This is a genomic window from Mycobacterium sp. (assembly GCF_040398885.1).
In the GTDB taxonomy this organism is placed as follows: Bacteria; Actinomycetota; Actinomycetes; order Mycobacteriales; family Mycobacteriaceae; genus Mycobacterium.
In genome coordinates, this window is the sequence record NZ_JBBATF010000091.1 from 1 (window position 1) to 12,725 (window position 12,725).

At 70.9% G+C, this 12,725-nt stretch carries 12 protein-coding genes; 8 read left to right on the forward strand and 4 right to left on the reverse strand.

The window, feature by feature from the left end:
- Positions 1–1,223: NAD-dependent DNA ligase LigA (gene ligA, locus ADBZ5U_RS09925; protein WP_526264904.1), on the forward strand; the 1,223-nt coding region annotated here is incomplete at its 5' end.
- A gap of 9 nt (positions 1,224–1,232) precedes the next feature.
- On the opposite strand, the gene ADBZ5U_RS09930 is transcribed toward ligA, so the two are convergent.
- Both ADBZ5U_RS09930 and ADBZ5U_RS09935 read right to left on the reverse strand, forming a co-directional pair.
- The gene (locus tag ADBZ5U_RS09930) at positions 1,233–2,729 is read right to left on the reverse strand and encodes an FAD-binding oxidoreductase (RefSeq protein WP_526264906.1); all 1,497 of its coding nucleotides are present in this window, start codon (positions 2,727–2,729) and stop codon (positions 1,233–1,235) included.
- A 22-nt stretch (positions 2,730–2,751) separates the two neighbouring features.
- A complete protein-coding gene (locus ADBZ5U_RS09935) occupies positions 2,752–3,411 on the reverse strand; it encodes an ACT domain-containing protein (protein WP_526264908.1) in 660 nt (219 codons plus the stop codon).
- 61 nt (positions 3,412–3,472) lie between these two features.
- Between ADBZ5U_RS09935 and gatC the strand changes: the two genes are divergently transcribed.
- On the forward strand, positions 3,473–3,772 hold the full coding sequence (gene gatC / locus ADBZ5U_RS09940) for an Asp-tRNA(Asn)/Glu-tRNA(Gln) amidotransferase subunit GatC (protein ID WP_526264910.1): 300 nt from the start codon (positions 3,473–3,475) through the stop codon (positions 3,770–3,772).
- The gene (gene gatA, locus ADBZ5U_RS09945; protein WP_526264912.1) at positions 3,772–5,259 is read left to right on the forward strand and encodes an Asp-tRNA(Asn)/Glu-tRNA(Gln) amidotransferase subunit GatA; all 1,488 of its coding nucleotides are present in this window, start codon (positions 3,772–3,774) and stop codon (positions 5,257–5,259) included. Before gatC ends, gatA begins: the two co-directional genes overlap by 1 nt.
- Here the strand turns inward: gatA and ADBZ5U_RS09950 are convergent.
- Entirely contained in the window at positions 5,256–6,668 is a 1,413-nt protein-coding gene (locus ADBZ5U_RS09950) for a flavin monoamine oxidase family protein (RefSeq protein WP_526264914.1), read from the reverse strand. The two genes, gatA and ADBZ5U_RS09950, sit on opposite strands and share 4 nt — an antisense overlap.
- A 60-nt stretch (positions 6,669–6,728) precedes the next feature.
- Between ADBZ5U_RS09950 and ADBZ5U_RS09955 the strand changes: the two genes are divergently transcribed.
- The gene (locus ADBZ5U_RS09955; protein WP_526264916.1) at positions 6,729–7,760 is read left to right on the forward strand and encodes a 6-phosphofructokinase; all 1,032 of its coding nucleotides are present in this window, start codon (positions 6,729–6,731) and stop codon (positions 7,758–7,760) included.
- A gap of 111 nt (positions 7,761–7,871) precedes the next feature.
- The gene (gatB, locus tag ADBZ5U_RS09960) at positions 7,872–9,386 is read left to right on the forward strand and encodes an Asp-tRNA(Asn)/Glu-tRNA(Gln) amidotransferase subunit GatB (RefSeq protein WP_526264918.1); all 1,515 of its coding nucleotides are present in this window, start codon (positions 7,872–7,874) and stop codon (positions 9,384–9,386) included.
- A gap of 1 nt (position 9,387) precedes the next feature.
- On the opposite strand, the gene ADBZ5U_RS09965 is transcribed toward gatB, so the two are convergent.
- Positions 9,388–9,951: an HAD family hydrolase gene (locus tag ADBZ5U_RS09965; protein ID WP_526264920.1), complete on the reverse strand. Its 564-nt coding sequence runs from the start codon at positions 9,949–9,951 to the stop codon at positions 9,388–9,390.
- A gap of 95 nt (positions 9,952–10,046) precedes the next feature.
- Between ADBZ5U_RS09965 and ADBZ5U_RS09970 the strand changes: the two genes are divergently transcribed.
- From ADBZ5U_RS09970 to ADBZ5U_RS09980, 3 genes are all read left to right on the forward strand, one after another.
- Positions 10,047–10,697, forward strand: coding sequence for a response regulator transcription factor (locus ADBZ5U_RS09970; protein ID WP_526264922.1), 651 nt, complete (start codon positions 10,047–10,049; stop codon positions 10,695–10,697).
- Entirely contained in the window at positions 10,694–11,932 is a 1,239-nt protein-coding gene (locus ADBZ5U_RS09975; RefSeq protein ID WP_526264924.1) for a GAF domain-containing sensor histidine kinase, read from the forward strand. Before ADBZ5U_RS09970 ends, ADBZ5U_RS09975 begins: the two co-directional genes overlap by 4 nt.
- Before the next feature lie 152 nt (positions 11,933–12,084).
- Positions 12,085–12,725, forward strand: a 641-nt coding sequence (locus ADBZ5U_RS09980; RefSeq protein ID WP_526264926.1) for an NADH-quinone oxidoreductase subunit B family protein, incomplete at its 3' end; no start/stop codon positions are given.

Sequence of the window (12,725 nt, forward strand, 5' to 3'; positions counted from 1 at the left end):
AACGCCGCCACCAGATCGAGCACGAGATCGACGGTGTGGTGGTCAAACTCGACGAACTGGGCCAGCAGCGCCGCCTCGGCTCCACCTCGCGGGCGCCACGCTGGGCGGTGGCCTACAAGTACCCGCCCGAGGAGGCGCAGACCCAGCTGCTGGACATCCGGGTCAACGTCGGGCGCACCGGACGGGTGACCCCGTTCGCTTTCATGACCCCGGTGCGGGTGGCCGGATCCACCGTCAGCCTGGCGACCCTGCACAACGCCTCGGAGGTCAAACGCAAGGGCGTGCTCATCGGCGACACGGTGATGATCCGCAAGGCCGGCGACGTCATCCCCGAAGTCCTCGGGCCCGTCGTCGATCTGCGTGACGGCACCGAACGCGAATTCGTCATGCCCACCCACTGCCCGGAGTGCGGCACCTCGCTCGCCCCGGCCAAGGAGGGGGACGTCGACATCCGCTGCCCCAATGCGCGGTCCTGCCCGGCGCAGTTGCGGGAGAGGGTGTTCCACATCGCCGGCCGCGGCGCCCTGGATATCGAGGGCCTGGGCTACGAGGCGGCGGTCGCGCTGCTCAAGGCCCGGGTGATCGCCGATGAGGGCGACCTGTTCGACCTGACCGCCGACGACCTGATGAACGCGGACTTCTTCAAGACCAAGGACGGGCGGCTGTCGGCCAACGGTACCCGGCTGCTGAAGAACCTGCAGCAGGCCAGGGACCGGCCGCTGTGGCGGGTGCTGGTGGCGCTGTCGATCCGGCACGTCGGCCCCACCGCCGCCCGCGCGCTGGCCACCGCCTTCGGCAGCCTGGCGGCCGTGATGGCCGCCGGCGAGCAGGAACTGGCCGATGTGGAGGGGGTGGGTCCGACCATCGCCGCGGCCCTGCGGGAGTGGTTCGAGGTGGACTGGCACCGCGCCATCGTCGAGAAGTGGCGCGCCGCCGGGGTGCGGATGGCCGACGAGCGCGACACCGGGATAGCGCCCACGTGCGCCGGCCTGACCATCGTGGTGACCGGTTCGCTGAACGGCTTCTCCCGCGACGAGGCCAAGGAGGCCATCATCGTTCGCGGCGGCAAGGCGGCCGGATCGGTCTCCCGGAAGACGTCGTTCGTGGTGGCGGGGGACGCGCCGGGTTCCAAGTACGACAAGGCGATAGAACTCGGTGTGCCGATTCTGGACGAGGACGGCTTCCGGACGCTGCTGGAGAACGGGCCTCCGGCCGATCGCTAGGCGAAGCTCTCAGCGCGGCAATGGAATCGATTGCGGGTAGACGAACACATCGTCGGGATCCCAGGTGGCCTTGACGCCGGTCAACTTCGCCAGGTTGTCGCCGTAGTAGGAAACGGCCCAGTCCTCAAGCCCGGGGTCTGGGAAGTTCTGGTACGAGTGCCCGTTGGTGTGCGCGATGAGGGTCTCCCACAACTCCTCCACCCAGTCCGCGATGTCGGGCGGGACGGGGGTGAGAGGTGCGGCGGGTTGTTTCGGCGTCGACCACCCGGCTGACATCTCGAGGAGTACCTGGGCTGTGCGGTGCACATAGGCGGTGGTGTCGGGGGCCGGTTCGTTGACCGCGCCGCCCACCCAGCCGAACATGCCCATCGAGCCTCGTCGCTCGGGATCGCCCCCGGCCGGGAATCGGCGCACGACGTCGAGGGCGGCTCCGACGGCATCCGCGGAGAGGAAGTTCTCGGCGTAGAGCGAGCGGTCCCAGAACGAATAGGCCGGACTCGGCGGGACGGTGTACCACCGGTAGGCGTCCCACCAGGGGCGCTCGGTGATCTCGGCCGTGAGGCCCGGTATCCGCAGAATCGGGTCGAGCATGTCGCGGGTGTCGTCCTCACCGGCGAGGGCCTGAGCCCTGAGCCGCACCGCGATGTCACCGTTCTTGTGTCCCAGGTTCAAGGTGCCCGTCACGGTTCGCGGATTGTCCGCGCGCACCGTCCCGAACGCCGTCGCGATGCGCACCGCCGGGTCGAGACCGAGGCCCTGCACCAAGACCGTCGTCGCCCGGGTTACCGGCACCTCGACCATCTCGTATTCCAGATCGGTGACGACCCCGAAATTTCCGCCCGCCCCGCCGCGCAGTGCCCAGAACAGGTCGGCGTTCTCGGTGGCGCTTGCGGTGACCACCCGTCCGTCGGCGGCGACCACGGTGGCGCGGCGCAGCCGGTCGGCGGTGAGGCCGGCCCACGGCGCGTTGGGGCCGATGCCGCCGCCGAGTGTCAGGCCGGCGATGCCCACCGCCGGACAATTTCCGCCGGGGAGCAACAGTCTGCCGGCGCCGCCCCGGGGCAGGAGCCCGGCCAGGTCGGCATTACGCACCCCCGCCTGGGCGCGGAGGGTGGTGCCCTCCATCTCGGCCCGGGCCATCAACCGGGTGCAGATCAGGACGCCGCGCGAACTTGAGCCGGCGGCGTAATTGTGTCCTCCGCCGCGAATGGCGAACGGCGTGGCGGTGTCGCGGGCCCAGCGCACCGTCGCGGCCACGTCATCGGCGTCGGCGCACATCACCACCGCCTCCGGCACGGCGGCGGCGAATCGCAGATTGCGAGGTGTGGCCAGTTCGGTGAACGCCGGATCATCCGGCCGCACCACGCGGCCGCGCAGTTGTCCGGCGAGGCCGTCGAGGGATCCCGCCGGGACTGCGGTCTTCGTGGAATGCCTGCTGCACGACGTCACGGTCCCGACGGCGGCAATGCCCGCGGCAGCGAGCAGTCGACGGCGGGTCAGCGGCATCGGTGCCATCCCTCGGTTCGGGCTAACGCAACAGCGTGGCGACGATCCCGGACAGGTAGCCCAGGCGGGCCACCTCCGACGGGCGGAAGTGCGGGCCGCCGGGACGGCCCAGAACCACGGCGGTGTGCGGATCCCCCAGTGGCGCGGCGGCCAGCGTGGTGTCCATGTTCCGCCACAGCTGCGGAACCCAGTCCTCGCTCGCGTCCAGCGCGGTCGGGTGGCTGATCGGGAGCCACGGCGTCTCGGGGGCCTGGGTCTCGGGGGCCCCGGAGCTTCCGGCGATGCGCCGCGGGCCGGTGCCAATGAATTCCACGACGGTGCACCAGCCGACCCGCAGGATTCGCGGGGCCTCGTCGACGAGGACTTTCAGTTTGGCCGTGCGGTCTTTCGCGGCGGCGATGTGGTCGATCAACTCCAGCTCCCGGTGGGCCTCCAGCAGCCCGGTGTGCGGCCGGATGGACTCCACCCGCACACCGGCGATCCCCTCGGCGGCGGTGATCAGCGCATCCGGCATCGACCCGTTGGGCAGGTCGACCACCAGGTCGTCGACGGCGTATCCGGCACCGCGCTCCACCACGTCGAGCGACAGGATGTCCGCGCCCGCCGACCCCAGCGCCACGGCCAGCGCGCCGAGGCTGCCGGGGCGGTCCTCGAGTTGCACCCGAAGCAGATAGGAACGCACGCGACCAGCCTGACACATCCGCCGGGACCGCACCTGCCGGCGCTGTCTAGGCTTACCCACCGTGTCCACGATCTCCCGCGACGACGTCGCCAAGCTGGCGAAGCTGGCCCGCCTGGCGCTAACCGACGACGAAATCGACGCCTTCGCCGGCCAGCTCGACGCGATCCTCGGCTATGTCGGGCAGATCCAGGCCATCGACACCAGCGGGGTCAGACCCACCGGCAACCCGCTGAAAAGCGAGAACGTCACCCGCCCCGACGCGGTGCAGCCGAGCCTGACCCAGCAGCAGGCGCTGGCCGAGGCGCCGGCCGCCGACGAGGGCCGGTTCGCAGTCCCGCAGATCCTGGGTGAGGGAGCCTGATGAGCGGGGACATCATCCGCCTGGACGCGGCCACCCTCGGGCAGAAGATCGCCGCCGGGGAACTGAGTTCGACCGAGGTCACCCGGGCCTGCCTTGACCAGATCGCCGCCACCGACGAGCGCTACCACGCCTTCCTGCACGTCGCCGCCGAGGAGGCGCTGGCCGCCGCGGCCAAGGTCGACGCCGCGGTGGCCGCCGGCGACGAGCTGCCCTCCCCGCTGGCCGGAGTTCCGTTGGCGCTCAAGGACGTCTTCACCGCCACCGACATGCCGACCACCTGCGGGTCGAAGATCCTCGAGGGCTGGATGTCGCCCTACGACGCCACGGTCACCGCCCGCGTCCGGCAGGCCGGCATCCCGATCCTCGGCAAGACCAACATGGACGAGTTCGCGATGGGCTCCTCCACGGAGAACTCCGCCTACGGCCCCACCCGCAACCCGTGGGACACCGACCGGGTGCCGGGCGGCTCCGGCGGCGGCAGCGCGGCCGCACTGGCGGCGTTCCAGGCCCCGCTGGCCATCGGCTCGGACACCGGCGGCTCCATCCGCCAACCCGCCGCGCTGACCGCCACCGTCGGGGTCAAGCCGACCTACGGCACCGTCTCCCGGTACGGACTGGTGGCCTGCGCGTCCTCGCTCGACCAGGGCGGCCCGTGCGCGCGCACCGTGCTGGACACCGCACTGCTGCACACCGTCATCGCCGGCCACGATCCGCGCGACTCGACCTCGCTGGAAGCCCCGACCCCCGACGTCGTCGGCGCCGCGATCGCCGGGGCGACCGGCGACCTCAAGGGCGTGCGCATCGGTGTCGTCAACCAGTTGCGCAGCGGTGAGGGCTACCAGGCCGGTGTGCTGGCGTCGTTCAACGCGGCGGTCGACCAGCTGGCCGCGCTCGGCGCGGAGGTCCGCGAGGTGGACTGCCCCAACCTCGACCACTCGCTGAGCGCCTACTACCTGATCCTGCCGTCGGAGGTCTCCAGCAACCTCGCCCGCTTCGATGCGATGCGCTACGGCCTGCGGGTCGGCGACGACGGCAGCCACAGCGCCGAGGAGGTGATGGCGCTGACCCGGGCCGCCGGATTCGGCCCAGAAGTCAAGCGCCGCATCATGATCGGCACCTACGCGCTGTCGGCCGGCTACTACGACGCCTATTACAACCAGGCGCAGAAAGTGCGCACGCTGATCGGCGCCGATCTCGACAAGGCCTATCAGAACGTCGACGTCCTGGTCTCCCCGGCGACCCCGACGACGGCGTTCCGGCTCGGCGAGAAGGTCGACGACCCGCTGGCGATGTACCTGTTCGACCTGTGCACCCTGCCGCTGAACCTGGCCGGGCACTGCGGCATGTCGGTGCCCTCCGGGCTGTCGCCCGACGACGACCTGCCGGTCGGCCTGCAGATCATGGCCCCGGCGCTGGCCGACGACCGGCTCTACCGGGTGGGTGCGGCCTACGAGGCGGCCCGCGGCCCGCTGTCGGCCGCGGTCTAGAGGGAGTCCGCCGCCGCCTCGCCGCTGAGGTAGGCGCCGTGCACGGTCCCCGCGTGGTCACGCGAACAGGCCTCGCCGGCGAAGACACGGCGTCCCTCGGGTTCGGCGAGCGCATCGCGATCGGCCGGCGAACTTCCCACGGCGATGAACGAGTAGCTGCCGAGCGAGTAGGGATCCACCGACCACGAGGAGCGCAGCAGACCGGTCGGTGCGGAAACGTCGGGGAACGCGGGTTTCAGCGCGCCCGTCGCACCCGCGACCACGTCGGCGTCGGTCATGGTCTCGACCGTGCGGGCGAACCTCCCGGCGTTGAACATCATCAGCGCCGGCACGCCGACCAGGCCGGTGAGGCCCAACGACTCCACCCACTGACCGCGCCGTGACGCGGCGGGGACCAGGTCCACGAGCTCGGTGCCGGAGGGCCAGAAAGCCGAGCCGAATCGCAGGCAGGTCTTGGACAGCGCGCCCATCCCGAGGCGGGCGATCGCGCCGGCCTTGGACTCCGAAAGCGGCGGCGTGAACCGGATCGACTCGGCCTTGAGCACACCGAGGGGAACCGTCACGACCACCGCTTCGGCGCCGAATTCGCCCCGCGAGGTGGCGACGAGGGCACGGTCTCCCGAGGTGTCGATGCTCGTGACGACGTGGCCGAGGCGGACATCGAGCCCCTTGGCCACCGCGCGCGCGATCTCGTCGTAGCCGCCGGGCAGTAGCGCGTCGCCACCGGCCTCCTCGTCGCCGGCGTCGAAGTGCTCGGCCGACAGGTCGGTCGCGTCGGCGGCGTACTCGTGTTCGATCGACCCGGTGATGGCCATCTCGACGGCGATCCGGGCCGGCGCGTCGAGGTTCGCGGCGCCGATGGCGCGGTCCAGGGCCGTGCGAAGGGGTTCGTCGGTGCCGGGTTCGCCGGTGCCGGGTTCGCCGGTGTCGGGGGAGCCGTCGCGGCCGATCTCGACCAGCCCGGCCACCTCAGACTCGAGATCCTCGAGTGTGCCGTCCGGAAGCCGCCGACCGTCCGGCCCGTACACCGCGGAGTCGTAGTCGGCGGCCCGGGTCTTGATGCCGTTGGCCTCGGCCAGCGCGGCGATCGGGTTGTTCTGCACCCCGTGAATCCAGGACGCGCCGAGATCCACCGGCACACCCCAGGACCGGTCGGTGTGGATGCGCCCGCCGATGCGGTCACGCGCCTCCAGGACGATGACCCGCCGCCCCTTCGACGCCAGCACCTCCGCGGCGCGCAGTCCGGCGATTCCGGCGCCGATGACGAGGACGTCGGCCTTGAGCCCGGTGCCCGGTGTGTCCGTGCCCGGTGTGCCTGTCGTGTCCCCCGTAATGTCGCAGCCGGCCAGGCCCGCGGGCAGTGCCAGGGCGGCCAGTCGGAGGACGTCGCGACGCGGGATCGGGGTCACCGCAGCAGGTTATCCGGCGGGCGCGCCCCGCGGTGCGCGTCGAGGCGGTTAGATGGGCCCATGCGCATCGGAGTTCTCACCGGCGGCGGCGACTGCCCCGGGCTCAACGCCGTGATCCGCGCGGTGGTGCGGACCTGCGACGCCCGCTACGGATCGACGGTGGTGGGCTTCCAGGACGGCTGGCGGGGCCTGCTGGAGAACCGTCGCGTCCAGCTCTACAACGACGACCGCAACGACCGCCTGCTGGCCAAGGGCGGAACCATGCTGGGGACCGCGCGCACCAACCCGGAACGGCTGCGCGCCGGTATCGACGAGATCAAACAGACGTTGGAGGACAACGGGATCGACGTGCTGATCCCGATCGGCGGCGAGGGCACACTGACCGCGGCGCACTGGCTGACCGAGGAGGGCGTGCCCGTCGTCGGGGTGCCCAAGACCATCGACAACGACATCAACTGCACCGACGTCACGTTCGGCCACGACACCGCGCTGCAGATCGCCACCGAGGCCATCGACCGGCTGCACAGCACCGCCGAGTCGCACCAGCGGGTCATGCTGGTGGAGGTGATGGGCCGCCACGCCGGGTGGATCGCGCTGAACTCCGGGCTGGCCTCGGGTGCCCACATGACGCTGATCCCCGAGCAGCCCTTCGATGTCGAAGAGGTGTGCCGGCTGGTCAAGCATCGCTTCCAGCGCGGCGCCTCGCATTTCATCTGCGTGGTCGCCGAGGGCGCCAAGCCGGCCGAGGGTTCGATGGAACTGCGCTCGGGCGGGGTGGACGAGTTCGGCCACGAGCGCTTCACCGGAGTGGCCCAGCAGTTGGCGCACGAGGTGGAGAAGCGCATCCGCAAGGAGGTCCGCGTGACCGTGCTGGGCCACATCCAGCGTGGCGGCACCCCGACCGCCTACGACCGGGTGCTGGCCACCCGCTTCGGGGTCAACGCCGCCGACGCCGCCCATGCCGGCGAGTACGGGGTGATGGTCTCGCTGCGCGGGGAGGACATCGCCCGGGTGCCGCTGGCCGACGCGGTGCGCGAGCTGAAGCTGGTCCCGCAGAGCCGCTACGACGACGCCGCGGCCTTCTTCGGCTGATTCCGTTCCCGGCTCCCCCCGCGAGCAGACACGAAATGCCCCGCGGGGCGGCGTGTCGCGAGACTTATGTGTCTGCTCGCGGGGAGGGGCGGCCCTTTAGGATCGGGGGCTATGACCACTGCGGCCAACGCTGACCTGCTCGACTATGCCGACGTCGTGGCGCGGTTCGACCCGGTGCTCGGCCTGGAGGTCCACGTCGAACTGTCGACGGCCACCAAGATGTTCTGCGGCTGCGCGACGGACTTCGGCGCCGAGCCGAACACCCAGGTGTGCCCGGTGTGCCTGGGTCTGCCCGGCGCGCTGCCGACGCTGAACGCGACCGCCGTCGAGTCGGCCATCCGCATCGGGCTGGCGCTGAACTGCCAGATCGCGCCGTGGAGCCGGTTCGCCCGGAAGAACTACTTCTACCCCGACCAGCCCAAGAACTACCAGATCTCCCAGTACGACGAGCCGATCGCCTTCAACGGCCACCTCGACGTGCCGTGCGAGGACGGCAGCATCTTCCGGGTCGACATCGAGCGCGCCCACATGGAGGAGGACACCGGCAAGCTCACCCACGTCGGCAGCGACACCGGCCGCATCCACGGCGCCACCACCTCGCTGCTGGACGTCAACCGCGCCGGGGTGCCGCTGATCGAGATCGTGACCAAACCCATCGAGGGGGCCGGCGAGCGCGCCCCGGAGGTGGCCCGCGCCTACGTCACCGCGCTGCGGGATCTGTTGCGCTCCCTCGATGTCTCCGACGTCCGGATGGACCAGGGTTCGCTGCGCTGCGACGCCAACGTCTCACTGCGCCCCCTCGGCCAGAAGGAGTTCGGCACCCGCACCGAGACCAAGAACGTCAACTCGCTCAAGAGCGTCGAGGTGGCTATCCGCTACGAGATGCGCCGCCAGGCAGCGGTTCTGGAGGCCGGCGGCACCGTCCACCAGGAGACCCGGCACTTCCACGAGGACGGCCACACCTCACCGGGCCGGGACAAGGAGACCGCCGAGGACTACCGCTACTTCCCCGAGCCCGACCTGGAACCGGTGGCGCCGAGTGCCGAACTGGTGGAGCGGCTGCGCGGCACCATCGGCGAGTTGCCGTGGTTGTCCCGCAAGCGCATTCAGCAGGACTGGGGTGTCTCCGACGAGGTGATGCGCGACCTGGTCAACGCCGGGGCGGTGGAACTCGTCGCGGCCACCGTGGCGCACGGTGCGACCAGCGAACAGGCCCGCGCATGGTGGGGGAACTTCCTGGTGCAGAAGGCCAACGAGTCCGGGGCGGAGCTCGACGCGCTGGCCATCACGCCGGCTCAGGTGGCGACGGTCATCGCACTGGTCGAGGACGGCAAGCTGTCCAACAAGCTGGCCCGCCAGGTGGTCGAAGGAGTGCTGGCCGGGGAGGGCGAGCCCGAGCAGGTGATGGCCGGCCGCGGCCTGGCCCTGGTGCGCGACGACTCGCTGATCCAGTCCGCCGTCGACGAGGCGCTGGCCGCCAGTCCCGACATCGCCGAGAAGATCCGCGGCGGGAAGATCCAGGCCGCCGGCGCGGTCGTCGGCGCGGTGATGAAGGCCACCAGGGGCCAGGCCGACGCGGCGCGGGTGCGCGAACTGGTGTTGAAGGCCTGCGGCCAGACCGGCTGAGTCAGGCCGTCAGGGACGCGGAGCGCTCGCCGGTCGTCCAGCGCTCCCGCAGGCGCCGGCAATCGTGCACCGACAGTGATTCGGGCCCGTCGTAGCCTGCGAACACCGCCACCGCGCCGGTGAAGTCGTCGTAACGGGTGCGCTCGGTGGTGACCACCACGGTGGCCAGGCCGGCGCCCCGCGCGGCCCGCAACCCGAGAGCCGAATCCTCCACCGCCAGAGCATGTTCGGCGCGCACACCGAGTTCCCACAGCGCGTGGTGGTAGATCTCGGAGTGCGGCGTGGGGGTGTCGAGGTCGTCTCCGGTGATCACCAACTCGACGGCTCCGTCGCCGAGCAGTTCCCGCACCGACCGGTGTACGGCCGTGCCGCGGCGGGCGGTGGCCACCACGACCCGGATGCCGGCGCAGTGCAGGTCCCAGACCAGCTCGGCGAAAAGATCGTGGTCGGCCCGGGCGTCGTTCAGCACTCCGTCGAGGGAGAAGATGACCGCCTCCAGGCCGGGAACCCCGATCGGGGCGCGGCCGGCGCGGTCCCACCAGAACGATGCGCTCATCGGTGCCATGCGGCCAGTATCCGGCGGCGCGCGGCGGTGATCATCCCCCGACCGGGGGAGCCGGACGGGGGATGTACCCGGCCCCGGGCAATTACGGTTGACGCATGCCGGTAAGGGTGGTGCTCGTCGACGACCACGAGATGGTCCTCGAGGGTCTCAAGGCGATGCTGGCCCCCTTCGCCGACCGCGTCGAGGTGGTGGGCGAGGCGGTCGGGGCCGAGAAGGCGATGGCGGTGATCGACGGACTCGACCCCGACATCGTGCTCTGCGACGTCCGGATGCAAGGGGTCAGCGGCCTGGACCTGTGCCGGGAGATGCGGGAACGCCACCCCGGGCGCAAAGTGATCCTGCTGTCGGTCTACGACGACGAGCAGTACCTGTTCCAGGCGATGCGGGTGGGCGCCTCGGGATATCTGCTCAAGGGCATCGGCAGCGACGAACTGGTGCGCCAGCTCGAGGGCGTGCAGGCCGGCGCCACCGCCATCGACGCCGGGTTGGCCGCGCGGGCGGCCGAGACCGCGGCGCGGCTGCAGAGCGACCAGTTCTGGCCCGGCGCCCGGCACGGGCTTACCCAGCGGGAGAGCGAGATCCTGTCGCTGGTCGTCACGGGTGCGTCCAACCGCGGCATCGCCGCCAAACTGGTCATCGGCGAGGAGACCGTCAAGACCCACCTCAGTTCGATCTACCGCAAGCTGGGCGTCGGCGACCGCACCAGTGCGGCCGCAAAGGCGTTGCGGGAAGGCATCTTCCGGTGACGGGGTCCGGCGTCAGCCCGGACGCGGTGCACGGCCTGGTCGGCGCCGACCGCGAGGTCGCCCTGCTGCTGGACATCATCGCGGCAACCTCCAGCGGGCCCGGGGTGGAGCCGATGGCCGCGGCGGTGGCCCGGATGATCACCGCCGCCACCGCCTCGGATGTCTGTTTCGTGCACGTGCTCGACGACACCGACAGCTCGCTGACGCTGGCCGGCGCCACCCCGCCCTTCGACGAACAGGTGGGCCGTATCCGGCTGCCGCTGGGATCGGGTGTCTCGGGGTGGGTGGCCAGCCACCGGGAGCCGGTGGTGATCGTGGCCGACAAGGAGGCCGACCCGCGGTACGTGCCGATCGCGGCACTGCGCGGCAACGACTTCACCTCGATGGCGTCGGTGCCGATGGAGGCCGAACCCGGCGGTCTGGTCGGGGTGCTCAACGTCCACACCATCTCCCGGCGGGACTTCACCCCCCGCGACATCCGGCTGCTGCTGGTGATCGGCCGGCTGATCGCCGGAGCGCTGCACCAGGCACGGTTGCACCGCCAGCTGATGGCGCGGGAGCGCGCGCACGAGAACTTCGCCGAACAGGTGATCGCCGCCCAGGAGAGCGAGCGCCGCCGGCTCGCCGGGGACATCCACGACGGAATCTCCCAGCGGCTGGTGGGCTTGACCTACCGGCTGGACGCGGCGGCCCGCGCGGTGGACGACGGCGAGCAGGCATCGGCGGCCGAACAGTTGGAGAAGGCCCGCGACCTGGTGGACCTGACCCTCGGCGAGGCCCGCTCGGCGATCAGCGGGCTGCGCCCGCCGGTGCTCGACGACCTGGGCCTGGGCGGGGCGCTGGCCAGCCTGGCGGCATCCACCCCGGAGGTCGACCTGGAACTGCACCTCGACGACGCCCGGCTGCCCGAGCACATCGAGGTCGCGCTGTACCGGATCGCGCAGGAATGCGTGCAGAACGTGGTCAAGCACTCCCGCGCACTGGTGGCCGGGGTCGCCTTCACCGTCCGGGACGGCGTCGCCCGCCTGGAGATCAGCGACGACGGGGTCGGCTTCGACACGTCCCAGGCGGGCGTGCGGCTCGACGCCGATCCCGGTTTGCCGTCGAGCGGCTACGGGATGCTGTCGATGGCGGAGCGCGCCGAACTCGTCGGCGGCGCCCTGGAGATCAGCACACGGCCCGGAACGGGCACCACCGTCACCGTGACCGTTCCGACCGGCTCGGCCACGCGGTAGCGCCGCCCGGGCGAGCCCGGGCGAAAACGTAATCATTTCCGCCGCGATGCACCCTGTGAAACAGTTCACATCGCGACGATCCTGAGTTAGTGTCGAAGAAGCCGCCACGCCGGCCCCGCCGCGCGGCGCGACCCCCCGAGAGGAGCTCAGCGATGGCGTCAGTCCTGTGGTTTCAGGGAGGGGCGTGCAGTGGCAACACCATGTCGTTCCTCAACGCCGACGAACCCAACGTCGTCGATCTGATCGTCGACTTCGGCCTCGAGGTGATCTGGCATCCCTCGCTCGGCCTGGAGTTGGGCAACCAGGCGCAGAAGATCTTCCGCGACTGCGCCTCCGGGGCGCGCCCGATGGACGTCTTCGTCTTCGAGGGCTCGGTCATCGAGGCGCCCAACGGGACCGGCCGGATGGACATGTTCGCCGACCGCCCGATGAAGGACTGGGTGACCGAACTGGCCGCCCAGGCCGGCATCGTCGTCGCCATCGGAGACTGCGCCTGCTGGGGCGGCATCCCGGCGATGGCGCCCAATCCGTCGGCCTCCACCGGCCTGCAGTACCACAAGCGCAACAAGGGCGGCTTCCTCGGCCCGAACTTCAAGTCCAAGGCCGGCCTGCCGGTCATCAACATCCCCGGCTGCCCGGCGCACCCCGACTGGATCACCCAGATCCTCGTCGCGCTGGCCACCGGCCGGACCAGCGACATCGCCCTGGACGAGTTGCAGCGGCCCCAGACGTTCTTCAAGACCTTCACCCAGACCGGCTGCACCCGGGTGCAGTTCTACGAGTACAAGCAGTC

What these genes read in the sequence shown, in the direction of transcription:
- ADBZ5U_RS09930 (WP_526264906.1), bottom strand. Translation starts at nt 2,729, where the DNA reads ATGCCGCTGACCCGCCGTCGACTGCTCGCTGCCGCGGGCATTGCCGCC.
- gatA (WP_526264912.1), top strand. Translation starts at nt 3,772, where the DNA reads ATGAGCGGGGACATCATCCGCCTGGACGCGGCCACCCTCGGGCAGAAG.
- ADBZ5U_RS09955 (WP_526264916.1), top strand. Translation starts at nt 6,729, where the DNA reads ATGCGCATCGGAGTTCTCACCGGCGGCGGCGACTGCCCCGGGCTCAAC.
- gatB (WP_526264918.1), top strand. Translation starts at nt 7,872, where the DNA reads ATGACCACTGCGGCCAACGCTGACCTGCTCGACTATGCCGACGTCGTG.
- ADBZ5U_RS09965 (WP_526264920.1), bottom strand. Translation starts at nt 9,951, where the DNA reads ATGGCACCGATGAGCGCATCGTTCTGGTGGGACCGCGCCGGCCGCGCC.
- ADBZ5U_RS09970 (WP_526264922.1), top strand. Translation starts at nt 10,047, where the DNA reads ATGCCGGTAAGGGTGGTGCTCGTCGACGACCACGAGATGGTCCTCGAG.